Raw genomic sequence first — 18,589 nt, forward strand, 5'->3', positions numbered from 1 at the left:
TGTTTTAGGTCGGGGTGGGGTCGTAGCCGTACAGCCACGCAAACTGAGCAGCGCCATCAAAAGGTTGAGCCACCAGGGTAAGCGGCTGGCGATGGAGATAAGGTCTTCGAATGCGGAGGTTTTGCGACGTCTGGCCACTTCATTACTTCCCTGTCTGCGGTCGCCGACCGACAGATGTCATTTCCCTGACTGCCTTCCTTGCAAGTCACCGTGGAGTACCTATTGAAGGGAGATTCCTACGGGATCGCTAAAAGAAGCTATGGCGTATCGCTATCAATAAGGGCGACGTTAGCCAATGTGATGGGGATCACGCAAGCCATCCGATGGTAGTAATTGCGTGTTTTTGATGAGATGAACAGAGAGAGGTGCTGCTGGGCAGAGATCCATACGCAGCACTCTCGGTACGGCGTTGGCCATATCGCGCCTGGAAGATAGGGCCAGGAGTGAGCCCTATTGAGCAATCAACACTTTATCGAGCAGTTCATAGCCTGATCTGTCGGCGTAGCCACGGCTGCGGTAGAACCTGCGCGCAGACTCGTTATCCCGTGACAGTTGCAGCGCGATTTTGGTGTAGCCCCGGCGTGTGAATTCGGCCTCGGCGGCGGCCAGCAGTTCTACGCCAACTCCGCTGCCACGCTGAGATGACAGCACGAAGAACTCGTCGATCTCTGCGGTTAGCCCCAGGTATTCGAGGCTGAATACCTGAACGGCCAGCAGATAACCCACCGCGGCACCGTCCACCACCGCAATCCAGCCGGCCCCCAGTTCCGGGGTCGAGAGTAGGCGAGTGAGTTGGGTGGTGACGCGCGCTTGATCGAAGCCGGTAATGCCTTCGAAGTCCCAATAGCTGGCTACTAAGGGAAGTAGGGCTGGCACGTCGTTGGGCGTCGCTTGCTGTATGCGCGTCATGTTCGGGATCAGCCTGCTGATAGTGGCACGTGAGACCTCTGGCGAAATGCGGCATGACAGGTTGTCACTTGCGCTTTATTCGCCCACGGTCTGGATATCGGCAGGATGATAGCTTCGTATGGACGTAGTGCGCACTCTGCCGGGTAGGTTGGTTGCATCGTGACGAGTGCTACCTCGTGCAGTCGATGGCTCCCAACTTACCCGCAGATCCAGGCTCAGGGAATCAGCTTGGCTTCGCGCAGGTGCTCGAATACGGCGAAGAAGGCTTCGTCGCTGGCCTGATAGTCGAGGAAGCCCAGCTTGCGGCTTTTCGACATGTCGGTGACCACTTCGATGGGTCGGCCAAGGTCGGCATCGGTGTGCCATGGGGAGATCAGGCGGGTGATGTCTGCTTCGGCCAGATCGTGTTTGGCAACCAGCTCCAGCCAGGTTGCGGCATCCCCAGCCATCTGTTCTTCCAGCGGTGCAGGCTGGCCGTCGAAAGCGGCGGCTTCGATGCCGAACCACTCGGCGATGCGCTGCCACATCCAGCTCCAGCGGAATACGTCACCGTTGACGATGTTGAAGGCCTGGTTGGCGGCTGCCGGAGTGGTCGAGGCCCAGTGCAGTTGCTTGGCCAACTGGCGGGCGTCGGTCATGTCGGTCAGGCTGTTCCACTGCACGGCCGAGCCGGGGAAGCGGAACGGGCGACCGGTTTCGCGGCAGACCGAGGCGTAGACGGCGAGGGTGGTCGCCATGTTCATGGCGTTGCCGACTGCCACACCGGTGATGGTGTGCGGGCGGTGTACGCTCCAGGTGAAACCATCGCGCTTGGCGGCGGCGAACACTTCGTCTTCCTGGGCGTAGTAGAAGTTCTCCACGTCCAGGCGGCCCTGTTCCTCGCGGAACGGCGTCTGTGGCAGGCTGCCCTTGCCGTAGGCTTCGAATGGGCCGAGGTAGTGCTTGAGCCCGGTGACCAGCGCGACATGCTTGACGCTGCCGGCAGCGCGCAAAGCGTCGAGCACGTTACGGATCATTGCCGAGTTGACGCGGATGTTCTCCGCTTCGGTGGCCTGGCGCGCCCAGGTGGTCAGGTACACGTGGCTGGGTTTGAGCCCCTCAAGGGCGCTTGCCAGCGAGGCTGGGTCGAGCAGGTCGGCGGCCAGCGGGGTGATGTTTTCGGCGGCCTTGGGGTTACGGGCCAGGCCGGTGACCTGCCAACCTTGATCGGCCAGCAGGCGGGAGGTGGCGCTGCCAACGATGCCGCTAGCGCCAACAACCAGTGCGTGATGTGTCATTAGAGATTCCTTCGCAGATAGAGCATTGGCACCATAGCGATGCTGAAGACTCAAACCAAGACGGCACCAAAAGGTAACCACCCCGATGCAAACCGGATCCCCCGAAGAACAATGGCGCGAGGACTGCGCGCCGCGCCGTGTGCTGGAACTGTTTTCCACCAAGTGGACGAGCATGATCCTGCATACCTTGCACGCCCGCCACGGCGGTAACGCCCGTGCGGGTGTGCTGCACCGCAGCCTGCCGGGCATCTCTAAGAAAATGCTGGTGCAGACCCTGCGCGAGCTGGAAGCCAGCGGGCTGGTGAATCGGCAGGTGTACGACAGCGTGCCACCGGCTGTCGATTACTCGCTCACCGAGCTGGGCCAGCGGCTGGTCGAGCCCATCGAATTGATCTACGACTGGGCCCGACAGAACGCACCGGCTCTCGATGCGCTGCAGCCCAGACAGTCATCGCGCAGGCGTTGATCATGCTCACTCATTGGCCAGCTCACGTTCTGTAGGAGCCCCGCCCTCGGGGCGAATATCGATCACAGCGCCGACAGCGAGTGATGGCCACTATCGTTTCGCGCCGAGGGCGACGCTCATACGGGGCGCATCAGGCGTTGATCATGCTCACTCATAGGTCAACTCACGTTCTGTAGGAGCCCCGCCCTCGGGGCGAATATCGGTCACAGCGCCGATAGCGAGTGATGGCCACCATCAAGGATGCTCAATGAGCCCGTTGAGGTACTCGACCCGTTTTTGCGTCTGTTCTAACAGGCAGGCCGCGTAGATAGTGCCGAAGCCACTGCCTGTGCTGGATTCATAGGTCTCGAAATCACAGCTCGTATCGCGCAGTTTGATCCAGGCTCTTTGGGCTTCTTTAAGATGGCTACCTTGCGTTTGCGCTTTCGGTGTGGATGGTGCGCTATTTTCCTCGTAGCGCGACAGGAGCCTCTGGTATGCGCTGTTCAGCTCGTCGTCGGCGTTTTTCAACTCGGCGTTCAGGCACGCATGCATCCCTGCTTCGTCTTTGGCAGACGTGCACGAATTGTTTGATGGCTCTGAAGCGTTGCCAGTGCCGCACGGGTATTTATGGCGTAGTACGCGAGTGATTGATGGCGCTGCGGGCTTGCCCCACTCGCTGTCAGGAATATCGGTGCCGATTTGCTCGTATAGCTGCCAGGGTGCGAGTTTCTCTGGCAGGCAGGTCTGCTGCTCTGGCTTCAGCGAAGGGTTCAGTGCTCGCTGGGTATCCATGATTCCATAGAGGTATGACTCGCAGTCGAAATGGGCAATCAGGCCATTGGCCGTTTCGCCAATGACCGAGCAGGCCTCCATGAAATAGTCGAGCGTTACTGTTTCCTGCGGGTTACGCGTTTCCAGCGGTGTAATCGCATTCGCAGCCGAGCTGACGGTTATTAGCGTGAGAATGGCTGCTTGTCTCATTTCAACGATCCTTGTATTTCGTCTGGTTGTGCCATGTGGTTCGAGCCGACCACGCGGGACAGATCCAGTGCTCAGCGCTTTACGGCACGGGCTCGCAGACGTGTCTGGCATGGCATTCTCTGGAAGAAATTGGGGGCGCAACGCTGCACTATCTAGCGCTTGATTACCAGGCTTGCGCGCCACTTCTTGCCATCGGGCTCCGTCGGCTTCCGCTTGAGCGCCGTTGGCGATTGGTCACGGCCCTGGATACGGATGATCCAGAACACCCGGCCGGATCGGTGCTGCACCGGGCGTGCTAGATCCCTGCTGAGCCAGCTCTGCAGCCTATGGCTCCCACACGGCTGTGGGAGCCATAGGATTACGGTCAGGAACCGACAGTCGAGCCGCGATCCATGCGGGTGTCGAGGTTGTCGCCGTCGCCTTTGTAGTCTTCGTGTTGGCCGTCCCAGTAGGTGTGGCCTCTGTCGACGAAGTAGTCCCATTCATCGCTGCGGTAGTCGAAGATACTCTGGTCGTCCGGCGCGTCACGCTGGCCGTAGCCATGCATGTATTCGTCGAGGAATTCGAAGCGCATCAGGCCGTCTTCGCTGAGCAGGCCATCACCTTCCAGATCGGTGAACAGATCCTTGAGGCTGTCGCGGTAGTCGTCGAGTTTGTTGTTGTATTTGATGTCTTCGATGATGGTGAAGGGCAAGGTGGCGAGGGTCAGCGCGGCGGATATCCAGAACATCGGGCCAACCGCTGCGCGGGCGAAACTGAGCTTGGCCAGGGCACCGGCCGAAGCCGCGCCACCGCCTACCCCAAAGGCCCCGGCAGCCACGGTGATGGCGCCTTGGGCGATCATCGCCTTGTCGCCGGTATCTGCACCCTTCTTGATCATCAAGCCGCCAAGCACCGCATCGGCCACGCCGACGAAGGTGTTGGCACCCGCGTCCAGCACGCGCAGGAAGGCGCCTGCGCCACGGCTGAAGGCATTGGAGTCGGCGAGTACTGGCGTGCCGCTGAAACCTTCCTTCATGCCCTTGATGACCTCCTTGTAATCGGATTGCGAGAGGTCAAGCTTGTCGGCCATCTTGGCGTCGTCGGCCAGTGGCGCGCTGGCCAGCAATTCATCGAGGTTGGTCTGGAAGCGCGCTCCGATTTCCGAGGTGAACGGCCGGTTCTCGGGCAGTCCCTTGCCGAAGATCTCCGGCAGTGACTTGTCCAGGCCAAGCATGGCGTTGAGGTGGCTGCCGTTGACCTTGTCGATGATGTTGGTGCCGAGGTTGACGAAGTGCTGGCTGGCGCCAAAGAAGGCGACCATTTCCTTGGCGATTGCCAGGCGCTCCTCAGGCGTGCCACCCAGTTTGCCGCCGGCCATCTGGTAGATACCCGACGCGAGGGATATCAGCCCGCCAGCCGAGCCCAGGGCGCCGTTGCTATTGAGTACGCTGATGGCCGAGAGCATGCCGCCACCGGTCTTCTCGTTGAGCGCTTTGTAAACGTCCTTTTTCATCAGGTCGTCGATATCACCCTGGGTGACTTCACCGTTCTTGATGAAACGATCACCCAGCTCCTGCAGAGCCTTGCCAAAATCCTTGGCGGTTTGCTTGTCGCCGAGAAATTCGTTGATGAATTTGTCGAGGCTTTCGGCGGTACGGCGCGGTAGGTCGACACCGGCTTTTTTCAGGGCAGTGAGCACGGTCTTGACCACATCCTGGGTGGCCAGGGCGAGGTTGCCGTCGTTGACCAGCTCGGGATTCGCCATGAGCTTGTCGAGGTCGACGATGGTCGCGTCGAGCTGCAGCTTCTGGGCGAACTCGGCGGCCCTCTCTGGGTTGGCGATGGCCAGCTGTGAATAGGTTTCGCGGATGTCGGCGGCAGCCAGGTCGTCTTTGTTGGCGTCCTGCAGGTCGCGGATATGTTTGACGTAGTCCTCGCTGAAGGCCATGTCTTCGAGCTTCTTGGTGACCTCGTCCTTGTTGGGCACGGCATCCAGGGCGCTTTTCTGCGCGTCGAGGTAGTCCTTCTGTACGGCTTCGCTGGAGAACAGGGTGGTGAGCTGTTCGTCGACCTTGCGCTCGTCGATGATGCTTTCGAAGTCCTCGCCCTTGGCACCAGCAGTGCTTTGGCCCTTGCTGATGTCGAGGGTGACCATGTCCAGCCCGCCATCGAGCGTGCCCTGGGCACGTAGCGCGCGGTACATTTTGGCGCGGTCGTCGTCTTCCTTGATCGAGCCGTCTTCGATGCCTTTTTTCCAGCCGTCGATGACCTTCTGCCAGGTCAGTTCGCTAACGGTCAGCGAGCGCTTGCTGTCCTTGGGATCTTTTTCGCTGGTTTCCAGGTTGCCGATATCCAGCTCGCCGGTTTCCGGCAACTTGCTGTCGCCGCGAGCGTCATCGACCTTGTCGAGGTTGTTGCGCCGGCCTTCGTCTTCGGCGACCAGGCGGTCGTACATGGTGGGGTTGAGTTCGCGGGAGACGATGACCTTGCGGCTGCTATCGCCATCGAAGATTTCCGCCCGCACGAACCCGTCGCCGACCTCGCCTTCCGGGCCGATGGTGGCACCGGCGATTTCCTCGCTGGTCAGGTAATCGCCGGGGTGCAGCATGGCGTAGCCTTCCTTCTCCTGCTCGTTGGCCTTGAGCATGATCTCGGCGTTTTTCTTGAGCTGTGCAAACATCTCCGGGCTGACCTCGGCGGATACCGCAACCTTTTCACCCTCCCAGGTTTCGTAGGTGATGAGGCCGTTATCACCTACGGTACCTTCCCAGCGAATCGCCTTGTAGTCGGGGTAGGCCGGCGCCTCGCCGTCGCGGTTGAGCAGGCTGTGGCCGTCTGCCTGAGCACGATCCATGGCGCCGCGTGAGTCGTCGTTGCTGAGCAGCTTTTCCATCTTGCTCAGGTAGTCGAACAGGCCGGGGTTGTCGTCCTTGTGCAGCACCACTTTTTCGTCGCCGTTGTGATAACGGATCAGGCCGGGGCCCATTTCATCGACCTTGCCGACGCCCAGGCCGCTGTAAGGCGGCCAGGTTTCGTTATCGCTGGCGCGGCGGTAACCGTCTTCTTCGCTGGCCGTGATGCCGTCCAGGGAGTCTTTCAGGCCTTCGAGCTTGTCGAACATTTCCGGGTTATCGACTTTGGCCAGCACCACTGCGTCGCCGTCCTTGTTGCGGTAGCGGATCACCTCGGCGGACAGGCTCTCGATGGCCTGGTAGTCGCGCAGGCTGTCCGGCGCTTTGTCGTCCTTACCGGCGCGGCGGTCGCCGTCGGCGCTGGCCTGGTTCAGCGTCTTGAGGGTCTCGAAGTCTTTCTTCACTTGCTCGAACAGCGCTGGCGAAGTGGAGCGCAGCACGATGACCTTGTCGCCGCTTTGGGTTTCGAAACGGATGGTGTCGTTGGCGACTTCGTTGGCCGGGCCGATGCTCTTGTAATCGGCGAGGGCGGGCGCTTTGGCGTCTGACGCCGCGGGCTTGTAGTCCGCTGAATCCTTGCGCGGCTTGACCTGGGCAAGGGCCAGGTTGGCGTCGAAGGTTTTTTCGGAGGAAGACGGGGGTGTTTTCGACAGGCGCGTAATGCTGCTCATGGTGGGCTCCATTCGACCAGAGTTGTGATAAATGCCTGACAACAACGGCTCCATCACAGAGCCGAACAAGCACGACACCACGGGGATGGCCGCGGTGACCAGAACAGTGCAAAGGGCGGATGACAGAATGATTGCAGGCGGGGCGGGGGGATTCGCGCCTTGTTGCAGGCGAATCGGCCGATAGCCAGGTGTGGCGCGGGATGTGAAGCGGCGAGGGGGAGCGGGCAGTTCGTCCTGTTTAACAGTTTTTCACAGGGGCAGCGCTCCCACGCGGAACGTGGGAGCGACCAGAAGCGGTTACGCCTGGATTCGCTTCAGTTGCTGGGGGGCGCAGTTTTACCTTTAACGGGTTGGGGCTGAGCCATACCTTGCGGCCAGTAAACGATGCAGCCGGCAGGGGCATTGCCATAGCAGTTATGCGGGTTGTAGCTGGAGAAATCAGGTTCGAAGCCCAGGTCACGCATGCACTTGGCCTGCTCCTGGATTTTTTGCACACCAGCACTCATTTGATCGATGAAGTCGCATTGCTTGAGCGCTGTATCGACATCGATTTTCGCTTGTCTGGTGGGCTCCCACATCACTCGTGCAGGCTGTGCCGGTTGGTAATACGAGGCACAGCCAGCAATGCTGGCGGCGATTATCCCTGTAATCAATTTCTTCATACGTCTTTCTTCCATGTGGTGAATGTAGGCATGTACATGTCTGTCGCGACGGCATTCACGCTGGCTGCATGCCTGCGCGCTTGAGCAGTTGTTTGCAGCGTTCTGAGAGGTGCACCACGCGCAGGTGCTTGCCGGCCTTGCTGTAGCGCTCGCGCAGGGTCATCAGGGCGGCGATGGCCGAGTAGTCGACGAAGCTCAGGTGACGGCAGTCGAGGGTGACGTCGGCGGGGTCGTTGGCGGCGTCGAACAGATTCAGGAACGGTGCGGTGGAGGCGAAGAACAGGGTGCCATGGGGCAGGTAGAGTTTGCTGCCGTCGGCCTCCAGGCGGCTGTCGGCGTAGAGCTCGCGGGCGTGGTGCCAGGCGAAGTTCAGCGCGGCGATTACGATGCCGCACATCACCGCCATGGCCAGATCCGTGAGCACGGTGATGATGGTCACTGCAACGATGACCAGCACGTCGTTGAGCGGTACCTTGCCCAGCACCCGCAGAGACGCCCAGGCGAAGGTCTGCTGGGCGACCACGAACATCACGCCGACCAGAGCGGCCAGCGGAATCAGTTCGATCAGGGGCGAGAGGAACAGCACGTAGAGCAGGATCATCACCCCGGCAACGATGCCGGAAAGCCTGCCGCGGCCGCCGGAACTGAGGTTGATCATGGTCTGGCCGATCATCGCGCAACCGCCCATGCCGCCGCACATGCCGGAGGCGATATTGGCTGCGCCGAGGGCCACGCATTCGCGATCCGGGTGGCCACGGCTTTCAGTGATTTCATCGGTGAGGTTGAGGGTCAGCAGGGTTTCCAGCAGGCCGACCATGGCCATCAGCACCGCGTACGGGAGGATGATCCACAGGGTTTCCAGGTTCCAGGGGATCTGCGGCAGCGCCGGCACGGGCAGACCACCGGCGATTTTCGCCATGTCCCCAAGGGTGTGCGTGGGCAGGTGCAGGAAATAGGTGAGCAGGCCGACGCTGAGAATCGCCGCCAGGGCCGGCGGAATGGCGCGGGTCAGCTTCGGCAGGATGTAGACAATGGCCATGGTCAGCGCCACCAAGCCGAGCATCAGGTACAGCTCGTTACCCTTGATCCAGTGGCCGTCGCGCTGAAAGTGCTCCAGCTGCGCCATGGCGATGACGATGGCCAGGCCGTTGACGAAGCCGAGCATCACCGGGTGCGGCACCATGCGCACCAGCTTGCCGAGTCGCAACAAGCCGAATGCCAGCATGATCACACCGCCAAGCAGAACCGTGGCCAGCAGATACTCGACGCCGTGCTGTACCACCAGGGCGACGATGACCACGGCCATGGAGCCGGCAGCGCCGGAAATCATCCCGGGGCGGCCACCGAACAGGGCGGTGATCAGGCAGATGAAGAAGGCGCCATACAGGCCCATCAGCGGATTGACCTGGGCCACCAGGGCGAAGGCGATGCACTCCGGCACCAGTGCGAACGATGACGTGAGACCGGCCAGGACATCGGCGCGCAGACGAGCGATTTTCATGGGTTACCTGATCGAACAAGACAAACGCCCCGTGGAGAGTGCAGGGCATTGCACGGCCGTGTGGCCTTGGAGTTGGAAGGCTGTCGATGGTAAGGAATCGCCGGGGCGAAGGCCAGTGCCGGGGATCCGTCGGGTGGAGACTTTCCCGGGTTTCGCTACGCTCTACGCCGGGCTACTGAACAAGGCCAGGCGCCCGTAGCCTGGGTTGAGCAGCGCGATACCCGGAGATCTGGATGGCGTAACTCACAACGTCGCCGAGACTCTGCGACAAAACAACCTGCCGACGAAATGTGGCCTGGCTGGCATTTGGAGCGACCAATAGGTCTAATCTCCTTTTTCTCCGGCGACCAATCGACATTACACTGTCGCCTGCCCAAAAAACGATGACGAGGTAAACACGTTGATTATTCACCCTAAAGTTCGTGGCTTCATCTGTACCACCACCCACCCGCTGGGTTGCGAGCGCAACGTGGCCGAGCAGATCGAGGCCACGCGCAAACTGGGCGTGCGTAACGACGGTCCGAAGAAGGTGCTGGTTATCGGCGCCTCCAGCGGTTACGGCCTGGCCGCGCGCATCACTGCCGCATTCGGCTTTGGCTCCGACACCCTGGGCGTGTTCTTCGAGAAGCCGGGTACCGAGACTAAGGCCGGCACCGCTGGCTGGTACAACTCGGCTGCGTTCGACAAGTTCGCCAAGGCCGAAGGCCTGTACAGCAAGTCGATCAATGGCGATGCCTTCTCCGACGAAGCGCGCGCCAAGGTCATCGAGCTGATCAAGAACGAAATGGGCGGCAAGATCGACCTGGTGATCTACTCCCTGGCTTCGCCGGTGCGCAAGCTGCCGCAAAGCGGTGAAGTAATCCGTTCGGCGCTCAAGCCTATCGGCCAGCCGTACAAGTCGACCGCCATCGACACCAACAAAGACGTGATCATCGAGGCCGCCATCGAGCCGGCCAATGAGCAGGAAATCGCTGACACCATCACCGTCATGGGCGGCCAGGACTGGGAACTGTGGATCAACGCCCTGGAGCAGGCCGACGTGTTGGCCGAAGGCGCGCGTACAGTAGCCTTCAGCTACATCGGCACCGAAATCACCTGGCCTATCTACTGGCACGGTGCGCTGGGCAAGGCAAAGCAGGATCTGGACGAAACCGCCCTGCGCCTGAACCAGAAACTGGCCGGTGAAGTCAAAGGCGGCGCCAACGTGGCCGTGCTCAAGTCGGTAGTCACCCAGGCCAGCTCGGCCATCCCGGTGATGCCGCTTTACCTGTCGATGGTATTCAAGATCATGCAGGAAAAGGGCATCCACGAAGGCACCCAGAACCAGCTCGACCGCCTGTTCCGTGACCGTCTGTTCCGCGCCGACGGCGCCCCGGCTGAGGTCGACGAAAAAGCCCGCCTGCGCCTGGACGATTGGGAGCTGCGTGACGACGTACAGGACGCCTGCAAGGCCATGTGGCCACAGGTAACCACCGAGAACCTGTTCGAACTGACCGACTATGCCGGTTACAAGAAGCAGTTCCTCAACCTGTTCGGTTTCGAGCGCAGCGACGTGGACTACGACGCTGACGTGGCCACCGACGTCGAGTTCGACGTGGTTCAGCTGTAACCGCTCTTTCAGCGGTTGTGAAAAAGGGACGCCTTGGCGTCCCTTTTTGCTTTCCGGCCTGGGCCTGTCAGCCCACCGGCTCGTCGATATTCACGTAACGAGGCACCTTCGCCAATGGCAGGCGGCGTGCTTGTTCGACGCTGATGCCTGGGCGCTTGGGTAGTGACTCCAGGCGCTGTGGCTGGCCAGTCTGCAGAGCGCGTTCGATGGCAGCGAGGATGCGCACGTCACGCCAGCCTTCGTCACCGTCCGGCTCCGGTTCGCGGTTCTGCAGGATGCAGTCGGAGAAGTACTGGGTCTGGCCGCCGAACTGATCGACCACCGGATGGCTGTGTTCCTTGGTCTCGTCACCGATGATGGCGCGGTAGCTGATCCCCACGCCTTCACCGAAGCCGAAGCAGGGCGAGGCTTCGAACTCGCCTTCGCTGCCGATCACCTGCAGACGCTGGCTGCCGGGCAGGCTGTAGCTGACGGTGAACACTGCCAGGCGCTCGTCGGTGAAGCGCAGGGTGACGGTCACGGTGTCCGGCGTATTGATCTCGCGGCCGGGTGTCTGGATGGCCACGGCACGCACTTCCAGGGGCTCATCGTCGAACAGGTTGCGTACCGCATTGATCGGGTACGGGCCCATATCGGTCACCGGGCCGGCCCAGTAGCCACTCTGCATTCGGTGGTTGGCCGGATCGACGGTCTGCGTGAAGGTCGCGGTGAACAAGCGCGGATCGCCAATATCGCCCGAACGGATGCGGTGAATCATCTCCACTGTGCCGGGTTCGAAATGCAGGCGGTAGGCGATCATCAATTTGGCGCCGGAGCGTTCGGCCGCGGCGGTGATGGCCTTGCAGTCTTCTTCGCTGGTTGCCATGGGCTTTTCCAGCAGCACATGGATACCAGCTTCCAGGGCGGGCTCGGCGAACTCGCGGTGGCGGAAGTTCGGCGTGGCCAGGTAGATGGCATCGATCTCGCCCGAGGCGAGCAGCGTGGGGAATTCTTCGTAGCTGTAGCTCTTGATGTCGTACAGCGCAGCCAGTTCGTCGGCCTTTATCGGGTCACCGGTCACCAGCGCAGTGATCACCGAATTGTCGGTCTGGCCAACACCGGGCATGAACGCCCCCTGGGAAATCCAGCCGCCTGCGACCACTGCATAACGAACCTTGCCTTGAGCATCGGGCATTTCATCGACTCCTGTGCAACACCGGACAGCATTGTCCGGCTTGTAGTAGTCGGCAGGTATCGGCACTTGAAGTTCAGTAAAAGCGCTTGCCGGTCTTGATGTATCGGCGTGCTTGAGTGACGCGGGAAATCATCCGGCTATTCTGTGGTCAGTATTGGCGCCATCCAAGGCGCACCCGTTATGTTGTTTATGGAGAGTTGCAATGAAAGCCCTGATTTCCAGCCTGTTGCTCGTCGCAGCACTGCCGGCACTGGCCGACACCGCGTCCAACCCACGTTGCGAGGCGAAGGCTACGGACATTCAGCAACAGATCGAGGCTGCCAAGGCCGCTGGCCATGACAGCAAAGTGAAGGGGCTGAACACCGCGCTGGAAGAGGTTCGTGACAACTGTACCGACAAGGAGCTGCTGCGCGAGCTGGAAGGCAAGCTAGGCGAAGCCCGGGACGAGGTGCGCGAGCGTGAGGCGGATCTGCGTGAGGCAGAATTGAGCGGCGACGCCAGCAAGATCGCCAAGCGTCAGGCCAAGCTCGAAGAAGCCCGCGAGGAATTGCAGCAAGCCGAGGCTGAGCTGAGTCCGGCACCCAAGCAGCAGCCGTAATGAAAAAAGGGAGGATGGCCGAACGGCTATCCTCCCTTTCGCAAACTGCGGCGCCGGATTGCCCGGCGCCTGCCGTCAGGTTCTGAAACGCCCCACCAGACCATTCAATTCACCGGACAGCGACTCCAGGCGCTGTGAGTCGCTGCGGGCCGAATGTGCCAGTTCTTCGACCAGTTGTGCATCGGTCTGAATCTGCGCGATGTGCCGGTTGATGTCTTCGGCCACGTGGTGCTGTTCTTCGGCTGCGGTGGCGATCTGATTGTTCTGATCGCGGATCTCGTCCACCGAGGTGCGGATCTGCTCGAAGCTGTCGCGAGCCTGCTGAATCCGTTCGACGCTCTGCTGCGACATGCTCAGGCTGCTCTGCATCTGCTTGGTCACGTCCTGAGTGCGTTTGGCCAGGCCACCCAGCAGGCTGTCGATCTCGCCCGTTGAATCCGCCGTGCGCTTCGCCAGCGCGCGTACTTCGTCGGCGACCACGGCGAAACCACGCCCCTGTTCACCCGCGCGTGCGGCCTCGATGGCAGCGTTGAGGGCTAGCAGGTTGGTCTGCTCGGCGATCGAGCGGATGGTGTCGAGGATGGCATTGATGTTCTTGCTGTCCTGCTCCAGCACCTGCATGGCCTGGGCCGACTTCTGCAGGTTTTCGCTCAGCCGCGAGACGCTGCCGGTGGCTTCGTCGATCTGCAACTGACCATCGTGCACCTGACGTTGGCCGGAGTCGGCCGAGGAGGCTGCATGACTGCAGGAACGGGCCACTTCGTTGGCGGTGGCGACCATCTCGTTGAAAGCGGTGGACACCAGCTCCACGGCCTCGCGCTGACGGCCGGCGGCATCGTTCATGTCGCGGGCCACCCGGGTGCTGGCATCCGAGGCGGTTTGCAGATCCGCCGAAGCGCTGCCGATGCGTTGCACCAGGGTGCGGATGGCGCCGAGGAACTGGTTGAACCAGCGTGCCAGCAGGGCGGTTTCGTCATTGCCGCGCACGTCGAGGTTGCGGGTCAGGTCGCCTTCGCCCTGGGCGATGCCTTCAAGACCGCCGGCCACGCTGCGGATCGGTTTGACGATCAAACCCGCGAAGCTGGCGCCGACGATGGCGAACAGCACGGCCAGCACCGCGGCGATCACACCAATCTGCCAGGTCAGGCTGGTGGCCTTGGCCATCACTTCGCTGCGTTCGATCAGGCCGATGAAGCGCCAGCCGAGGACTTTCGATGACCAGACGTTGGCCATGTACGGCACGCCGTCCAGCTCTATCTCCACCAACCCGTTTTCCACACCGGCCAGTTCCTTGTAGCCGTCGCCCAAGTCGCTGATCAGCTTGAAACCATGGGCAGGATCGCGGGGGTCGACCAGCACGTTGCCGTTGCTTTCCAGCAGCATCAGGTAGCCGCTTTCACCGAGCTTGATCTGCTTGACCAGTTCGGTGAGCTGCTTGAGCGAAACGTCCAGGCCCAGCACGCCGGCCGGTTGACCCTGTTGATTTTCGATGGTGTGCACGGTGCCCATTAGCACTACGTCGTCCGGCGCCCAGTAGTAGGCCGAGGTGCGTACGGTCTTGCCCGGCGAGGCCATAGCGGCCTTGTACCAAGGGCGTACGCGCGGGTCGTAATTGCTCAACTTGGTATCGTCCGGCCAGGACGCGTAACCGCCGTCGGGCTTGCCGATCGACAGGTAAGCGGTGCTCGGGTGGCTGGCAGCGAACTGGCCAAACATCTGCAGAAACCTCTGATTTTCTTCGGTCAGCGGTATCTGTGCGGCATTTGCACCGGAATAATCCTTCAATTCCCCCGCGTTGCGTACGTCAGGATGCTTGGCCAAGTACTCGACGTTCTGCGCGATGGCGTCGAGAAACTGGTTCATGGCGTTCTCGATCTGGCGGATCTCGCGGCTGCTGCTGTCGAGGAAGTCGTCCTGCGCCTGAGCGCGCAGATTGACCACCACCACAACGGCGACCACTACGACGGGCACACAGGCGATGGCCGCGAAGGCCCAGGTGAGTTTCTGTTTGATGTTCACGGTGGTTCCTGCTCGAGCGAGAGAAGTTGTTTTTGAAGCGAGAGGCAGTAAGAGAACGATCGTCAGGCCTTGTACCGGCCTGTGAACATTGAATCGGCACGCTTGAAGGGAACTTGAGGGGGGCACGCGGGCGCCGCGTGTTTATTGCAGTGCCGAGCGTCTGCGCTCGCGGCGGCCTGCGATGATGAATACCACCACGAACACCGCACTGAGCAGCACCACGATGGTCGGCCCCGGTGCGCTGTCGATGAAGAAACTCAGGTACACGCCTCCGAGTGCGGCGCCGACAGCGATGCCCACGGCGGTGAAGAGCATGGCGCCCATGGTGCGGGTGAGCAGGAAGGCGATGGCGCCAGGGGCGATCAGCAGCGCCACGGTGAGTACGATGCCGATGGCCTTGAGGGCGCCGACGATGGTCAGTGACATCACCGCCAGCAGGCCATAGTGCAGCAGGCGCACCGGTAAACCGACAGTGCGCGCCTGCACCGGGTCGAAGGCGTGCAGCAGCAGGTCGCGCCATTTCAGACCGATGAATGCGGTGACGGCCAGGGCGATCAGCCCGCTTTCCAGCAGGTCGGCCCAGCCGATGCCGAGCATGTCGCCAAACAGGATGTGATCCAGGTGCACGTCGCTGTGAATCTGCGTGTAAAGCAGCAGGCCGAAGCCGAACATGCCGGAGAACACCACGCCCATCAGGGTGTCCTGCTTGATCCGGCTGTTTTCCTTGAGGTAGCCCGAGGCGACCGCGCACAACATGCCGGCGACGAATGCGCCGAGCGAGTAGGGTAGGCCGACGATGTAGGCGACGACCACGCCGGGAAACACCGCGTGGGCGGTGGCGTCACCCATCAGTGCCCAGCCCTTGAGCACCAGAAAGCACGACAGCAGCGCAGCGGGAATGGCCACCAGCACAGCGATCAGCAGGGCGTACTGCATGAAGTCGATTTGCAGCGGTTGCAGGAGCATCTCCATGGTCACATCTCCAACCGGGCCTGGGCGGCCCGGCGGCGGGCGGCGAGCAGGCCATGTTTGGGCGCGAAGACGAAAGCCACCAGGAACACGCAGGTCTGCAGCACGATAATGACCGCCCCGGTGGCGCCATCGAGAAAGTAGCTGGCGTAAGCGCCGATAAAGCAGCTCAGGCCGCCGATGCAGCCGGCGATCAGCAGCAGCCGGTCGAAACGGTCGCTGAGCAGGTAGGCGGTGGCGCCAGGGGTGACGACCATGGCGATGACCAGAAAGGCGCCCACGGTCTGCATCGCCGCTACGGTGCAGGCGGACAGCAGAATGAAGAAGATCGCCTTGAGGCGCGTTGGGCTGAGGCCGATGGAGCGGGCGTGGTTTTCGTCGAAGAACACCACCATCAGATCTTTCCAGCGCACTGCCAGCACGGCCATGGTGATGCCGGCGATCAGCAGTAACTGCAGCGTGTCACCGGGTGTGATGGCGAGGATGTTGCCGAGCACGATGGTCTGGATGTTCACCGAGGTGGGTGACAGCGACACCATGAACAGCCCGAGGCCGAAGAACGACGAGAAGATCAGGCCGATGATCACGTCTTCCTTGAGCTTGCTGCGCTGGTTGAGGAACAGCATGGCACCCGCCGCCAGCGTACCGGCGCCGAAGGCACCGAGGGCGAAGGGCAGGCCGAGCATGTAGGCGCCGGCAACGCCGGGTACTATGGAGTGTGCCAGGGCGTCACCGATCAGCGACCAGCCCTTGAGCATCAGGTACACCGAGAGCAGCGCGCAGACCATGCCGACCAGGGTCGAGACCCACATGGCGTTGACCATGTAGCCGTAGGAAAAGGGTTCGAGCAGGATGTGCATGATTGCCTACTGATCCTTTTCGTCGACGCGGCCGCGGATGGTCGATTTGCCGTCATAGAGCACCAGCGGGCGCTCGTCGTCGGTGATGATGCCGATCAGCGGGGATGTACTGTTGTGCCCTTCACCCGGCAGCTCGAAGTGGCGTAGCACACCGCCAAAGGTGCGCTCGAGGTTCTCACGGGTGAACACCGATTGAGTCGGGCCGTAGGCGAGCACGGTACGCGCCAGCAGCACCGTGCGGTCGCAGAACTCCGGCACACTGCCCAGGTTGTGGGTGGAGACCAGCATCACCCGACCTTCGTCGCGCAGCTCGCCGAGCAGCCGCACGATGGCGTCCTCGGTTTTCACGTCGACCCCGGTGAAGGGTTCGTCGAGCAGGATGACCCGCGAATCCTGAGCCAGGGCGCGGGCGAGGAACACGCGTTTCTTCTGTCCGCCGGAAAGTTCGCCGATTTGCCGCTTGCGCAGGTCGCTCATGCCGACCCGCGCCAGCGCTGTTTCAACCGCTTGGCGATCGGCGGCTTTGGGGCGACGCAGCATGCCCATGTGGCCGTAGCGACCCATCATCACCACGTCTTCGACCAGTACCGGGAAATTCCAGTCGACGTCTTCACTCTGCGGCACGTAGGCAATCAGGTTGCGTTTCAGGGCATCGCGCACCGGCATGCCGAGCACGCTGATGCTGCCCTGAGCGACGTTCACGAAGCCCATGATGGCCTTGAACAGGGTCGACTTGCCGCTGCCGTTGACGCCCACCAGGGCGGTGATGCTACCGCCCGGGCTACCGAAGCTGGCATTGCGCAAGGCGGTGTGGCCATTGCGGTAGGTCACGCTGATGTTATCGACACGAATGCCGTCGAGGCTGTCCTCTTCGTGCAGGGTGTTTGGCATTATTCGGCCAGTCCGTCAGCGATAGTCTGCGAGGTGACGCGCAGCAGGTCGAGGTAGGTCGGTACCGGGCCATTCGGCTCGCTGAGCGAATCGACGTATAGCACGCCGCCGTATTTGGCGCCGGTTTCTCGGGCAACCTGTTGGGCTGGGGAGGCGGAAATGGTGCTTTCGCTGAAGATCGCCGGGATCTGGTTGGCGCGCATCGCATCGATCACCTTGCGCACTTGCTGCGGTGTGCCTTGCTGGTCGGCGTTGATCGGCCACAGGTACAGCTCCTTGAGGCCGAAGTCGCGTGCCAGGTAGCTGAATGCACCTTCGCTGGACACCAGCCAGCGACGGTTTTCCGGGATCGCCTGCAGGCGCTCGCGGATCGGTGCCACGGTGGCCTGAATGCGCGCCTTGTAGGCCTCGGCGTTGGCTTTGTAAATCTCGGCATTGGCGGCGTCGTACTTGACCAGCGCATCGCGGATGTTGTCGATGTAGATCATCGCCGAGTCCGCAGACATCCAGGCATGCGGGTTGGGCTTGCCACTGTATGGGCCTTCGGCGATACCCATTGGTTCGATACCGTCGCTGAGGGTCACCGCCGGCACGTTCTGCAAGCGCTGCAGGAAGCGCTCGAACCACAGCTCCAGGTTCATGCCATTACGCAGGATCAATTGCGCGTCGCGGGCCTTGAGGATGTCGCCCGGCGTCGGCTGGTAATTGTGAATTTCCGCGCCAGGTTTGGTGATCGACTCGACCACGGCCGCGTCGCCAGCTACCTCGCGGGCCATGTCGGCGAGAACGGTGAAGGTGGTGACGACCTTGAACTTGCCTTCGGCGGTGGCCAGTTGCGGCAGCAGGGTCAGAAGGAGGGCGGCGAGCAGGGGCACACGGGTGCGCGAGCGGATCCGATTGAACATCTTCATCCTCATATGGCTTGACCGGTCAAATCACCGGGATGGTCATGACCCCGGACAGGGCTGCCACTCTAGCGATAATTTGTCGCTAATGAAAACTATTGTCATTAGAGGTTTATTCTATGTGTGCCGCCTATTACTGCATTGCGGCAGCGAACGGCGAATGCACTCAGCGTAGCTGCTGGAGCGCATGTATGTGAGCGGTCGCGTGCTCGTCAGGTTCC

General features: G+C 61.5%; 15 protein-coding genes and 1 pseudogene. 3 read left to right on the top strand and 13 right to left on the bottom strand.

The annotated features are described in order from the left end of the window. Positions 1-450: 450 nt before the first annotated feature. A complete protein-coding gene (locus tag ACZ0AI_RS02135; RefSeq protein ID WP_463564348.1) occupies positions 451-909 on the bottom strand; it encodes a GNAT family N-acetyltransferase in 459 nt (152 codons plus the stop codon). A gap of 215 nt (positions 910-1,124) precedes the next feature. Continuing rightward, positions 1,125-2,186, bottom strand: coding sequence for an SDR family oxidoreductase (locus tag ACZ0AI_RS02140; RefSeq protein WP_463564349.1), 1,062 nt, complete (start codon positions 2,184-2,186; stop codon positions 1,125-1,127). An 85-nt stretch (positions 2,187-2,271) separates the two neighbouring features. On the opposite strand from ACZ0AI_RS02140, the gene ACZ0AI_RS02145 reads away from it, so the two are divergent. Next, a complete protein-coding gene (locus ACZ0AI_RS02145; RefSeq protein ID WP_463564350.1) occupies positions 2,272-2,652 on the top strand; it encodes a winged helix-turn-helix transcriptional regulator in 381 nt (126 codons plus the stop codon). Positions 2,653-2,886: 234 nt separating this feature from the next. Here ACZ0AI_RS02145 and ACZ0AI_RS02150 read toward each other — a convergent pair whose 3' ends face one another. The 4 genes from ACZ0AI_RS02150 to ACZ0AI_RS02165 all read right to left on the bottom strand — a co-directional run bounded on the left by ACZ0AI_RS02150 (position 2,887) and on the right by ACZ0AI_RS02165 (position 9,343). Then, on the bottom strand, positions 2,887-3,615 hold the full coding sequence (locus tag ACZ0AI_RS02150) for a lysozyme inhibitor LprI family protein (protein WP_463564351.1): 729 nt from the start codon (positions 3,613-3,615) through the stop codon (positions 2,887-2,889). A gap of 364 nt (positions 3,616-3,979) precedes the next feature. After that, positions 3,980-7,180 (bottom strand): hypothetical protein, encoded by a 3,201-nt coding sequence (locus tag ACZ0AI_RS02155; RefSeq protein WP_463564352.1) that lies wholly within the window; start codon positions 7,178-7,180, stop codon positions 3,980-3,982. 314 nt (positions 7,181-7,494) lie between these two features. Next, a complete protein-coding gene (locus tag ACZ0AI_RS02160) occupies positions 7,495-7,842 on the bottom strand; it encodes a hypothetical protein (RefSeq protein WP_463564353.1) in 348 nt (115 codons plus the stop codon). A gap of 55 nt (positions 7,843-7,897) precedes the next feature. Further along, entirely contained in the window at positions 7,898-9,343 is a 1,446-nt protein-coding gene (locus ACZ0AI_RS02165; protein ID WP_463564354.1) for a SulP family inorganic anion transporter, read from the bottom strand. 400 nt (positions 9,344-9,743) lie between these two features. Between ACZ0AI_RS02165 and fabV the strand changes: the two genes are divergently transcribed. After that, positions 9,744-10,952 carry an enoyl-ACP reductase FabV gene (gene fabV / locus ACZ0AI_RS02170; RefSeq protein ID WP_463566222.1) on the top strand — a complete coding sequence of 403 codons (1,209 nt, stop codon included), beginning with the start codon at positions 9,744-9,746 and terminating at the stop codon, positions 10,950-10,952. 67 nt (positions 10,953-11,019) lie between these two features. Here fabV and ACZ0AI_RS02175 read toward each other — a convergent pair whose 3' ends face one another. After that, positions 11,020-12,126 carry a Gfo/Idh/MocA family protein gene (locus ACZ0AI_RS02175; protein ID WP_463564356.1) on the bottom strand — a complete coding sequence of 369 codons (1,107 nt, stop codon included), beginning with the start codon at positions 12,124-12,126 and terminating at the stop codon, positions 11,020-11,022. A gap of 202 nt (positions 12,127-12,328) precedes the next feature. Between ACZ0AI_RS02175 and ACZ0AI_RS02180 the strand changes: the two genes are divergently transcribed. Then, positions 12,329-12,724 carry a DUF1090 domain-containing protein gene (locus tag ACZ0AI_RS02180; protein ID WP_463564357.1) on the top strand — a complete coding sequence of 132 codons (396 nt, stop codon included), beginning with the start codon at positions 12,329-12,331 and terminating at the stop codon, positions 12,722-12,724. Positions 12,725-12,799: 75 nt separating this feature from the next. On the opposite strand, the gene ACZ0AI_RS02185 is transcribed toward ACZ0AI_RS02180, so the two are convergent. The 6 genes and pseudogenes from ACZ0AI_RS02185 to ACZ0AI_RS02210 form a co-directional block, all read right to left on the bottom strand. Then, positions 12,800-13,567, bottom strand: coding sequence for a methyl-accepting chemotaxis protein (locus tag ACZ0AI_RS02185; RefSeq protein ID WP_442964004.1), 768 nt, complete (start codon positions 13,565-13,567; stop codon positions 12,800-12,802). Positions 13,568-13,657: 90 nt separating this feature from the next. Next, positions 13,658-14,869, bottom strand: a pseudogene (locus ACZ0AI_RS02190) (cache domain-containing protein); the annotation flags it as partial. Between the two features lie 15 nt (positions 14,870-14,884). After that, complete coding sequence (locus tag ACZ0AI_RS02195) at positions 14,885-15,715, bottom strand: metal ABC transporter permease (protein ID WP_463564358.1); 831 nt, start codon at positions 15,713-15,715, stop codon at positions 14,885-14,887. Positions 15,716-15,717: 2 nt separating this feature from the next. Next, positions 15,718-16,572 carry a metal ABC transporter permease gene (locus ACZ0AI_RS02200; RefSeq protein ID WP_463564359.1) on the bottom strand — a complete coding sequence of 285 codons (855 nt, stop codon included), beginning with the start codon at positions 16,570-16,572 and terminating at the stop codon, positions 15,718-15,720. 6 nt (positions 16,573-16,578) lie between these two features. Further along, positions 16,579-17,463 carry a manganese/iron ABC transporter ATP-binding protein gene (locus ACZ0AI_RS02205; RefSeq protein ID WP_463564360.1) on the bottom strand — a complete coding sequence of 295 codons (885 nt, stop codon included), beginning with the start codon at positions 17,461-17,463 and terminating at the stop codon, positions 16,579-16,581. Further along, entirely contained in the window at positions 17,463-18,368 is a 906-nt protein-coding gene (locus ACZ0AI_RS02210; protein WP_463564361.1) for a metal ABC transporter substrate-binding protein, read from the bottom strand. The genes ACZ0AI_RS02205 and ACZ0AI_RS02210 overlap by 1 nt, the downstream gene beginning before the upstream one ends. Between the last annotated feature and the right edge of the window lie 221 nt (positions 18,369-18,589).

This window comes from Pseudomonas sp. AC355 (genome assembly GCF_979258205.1).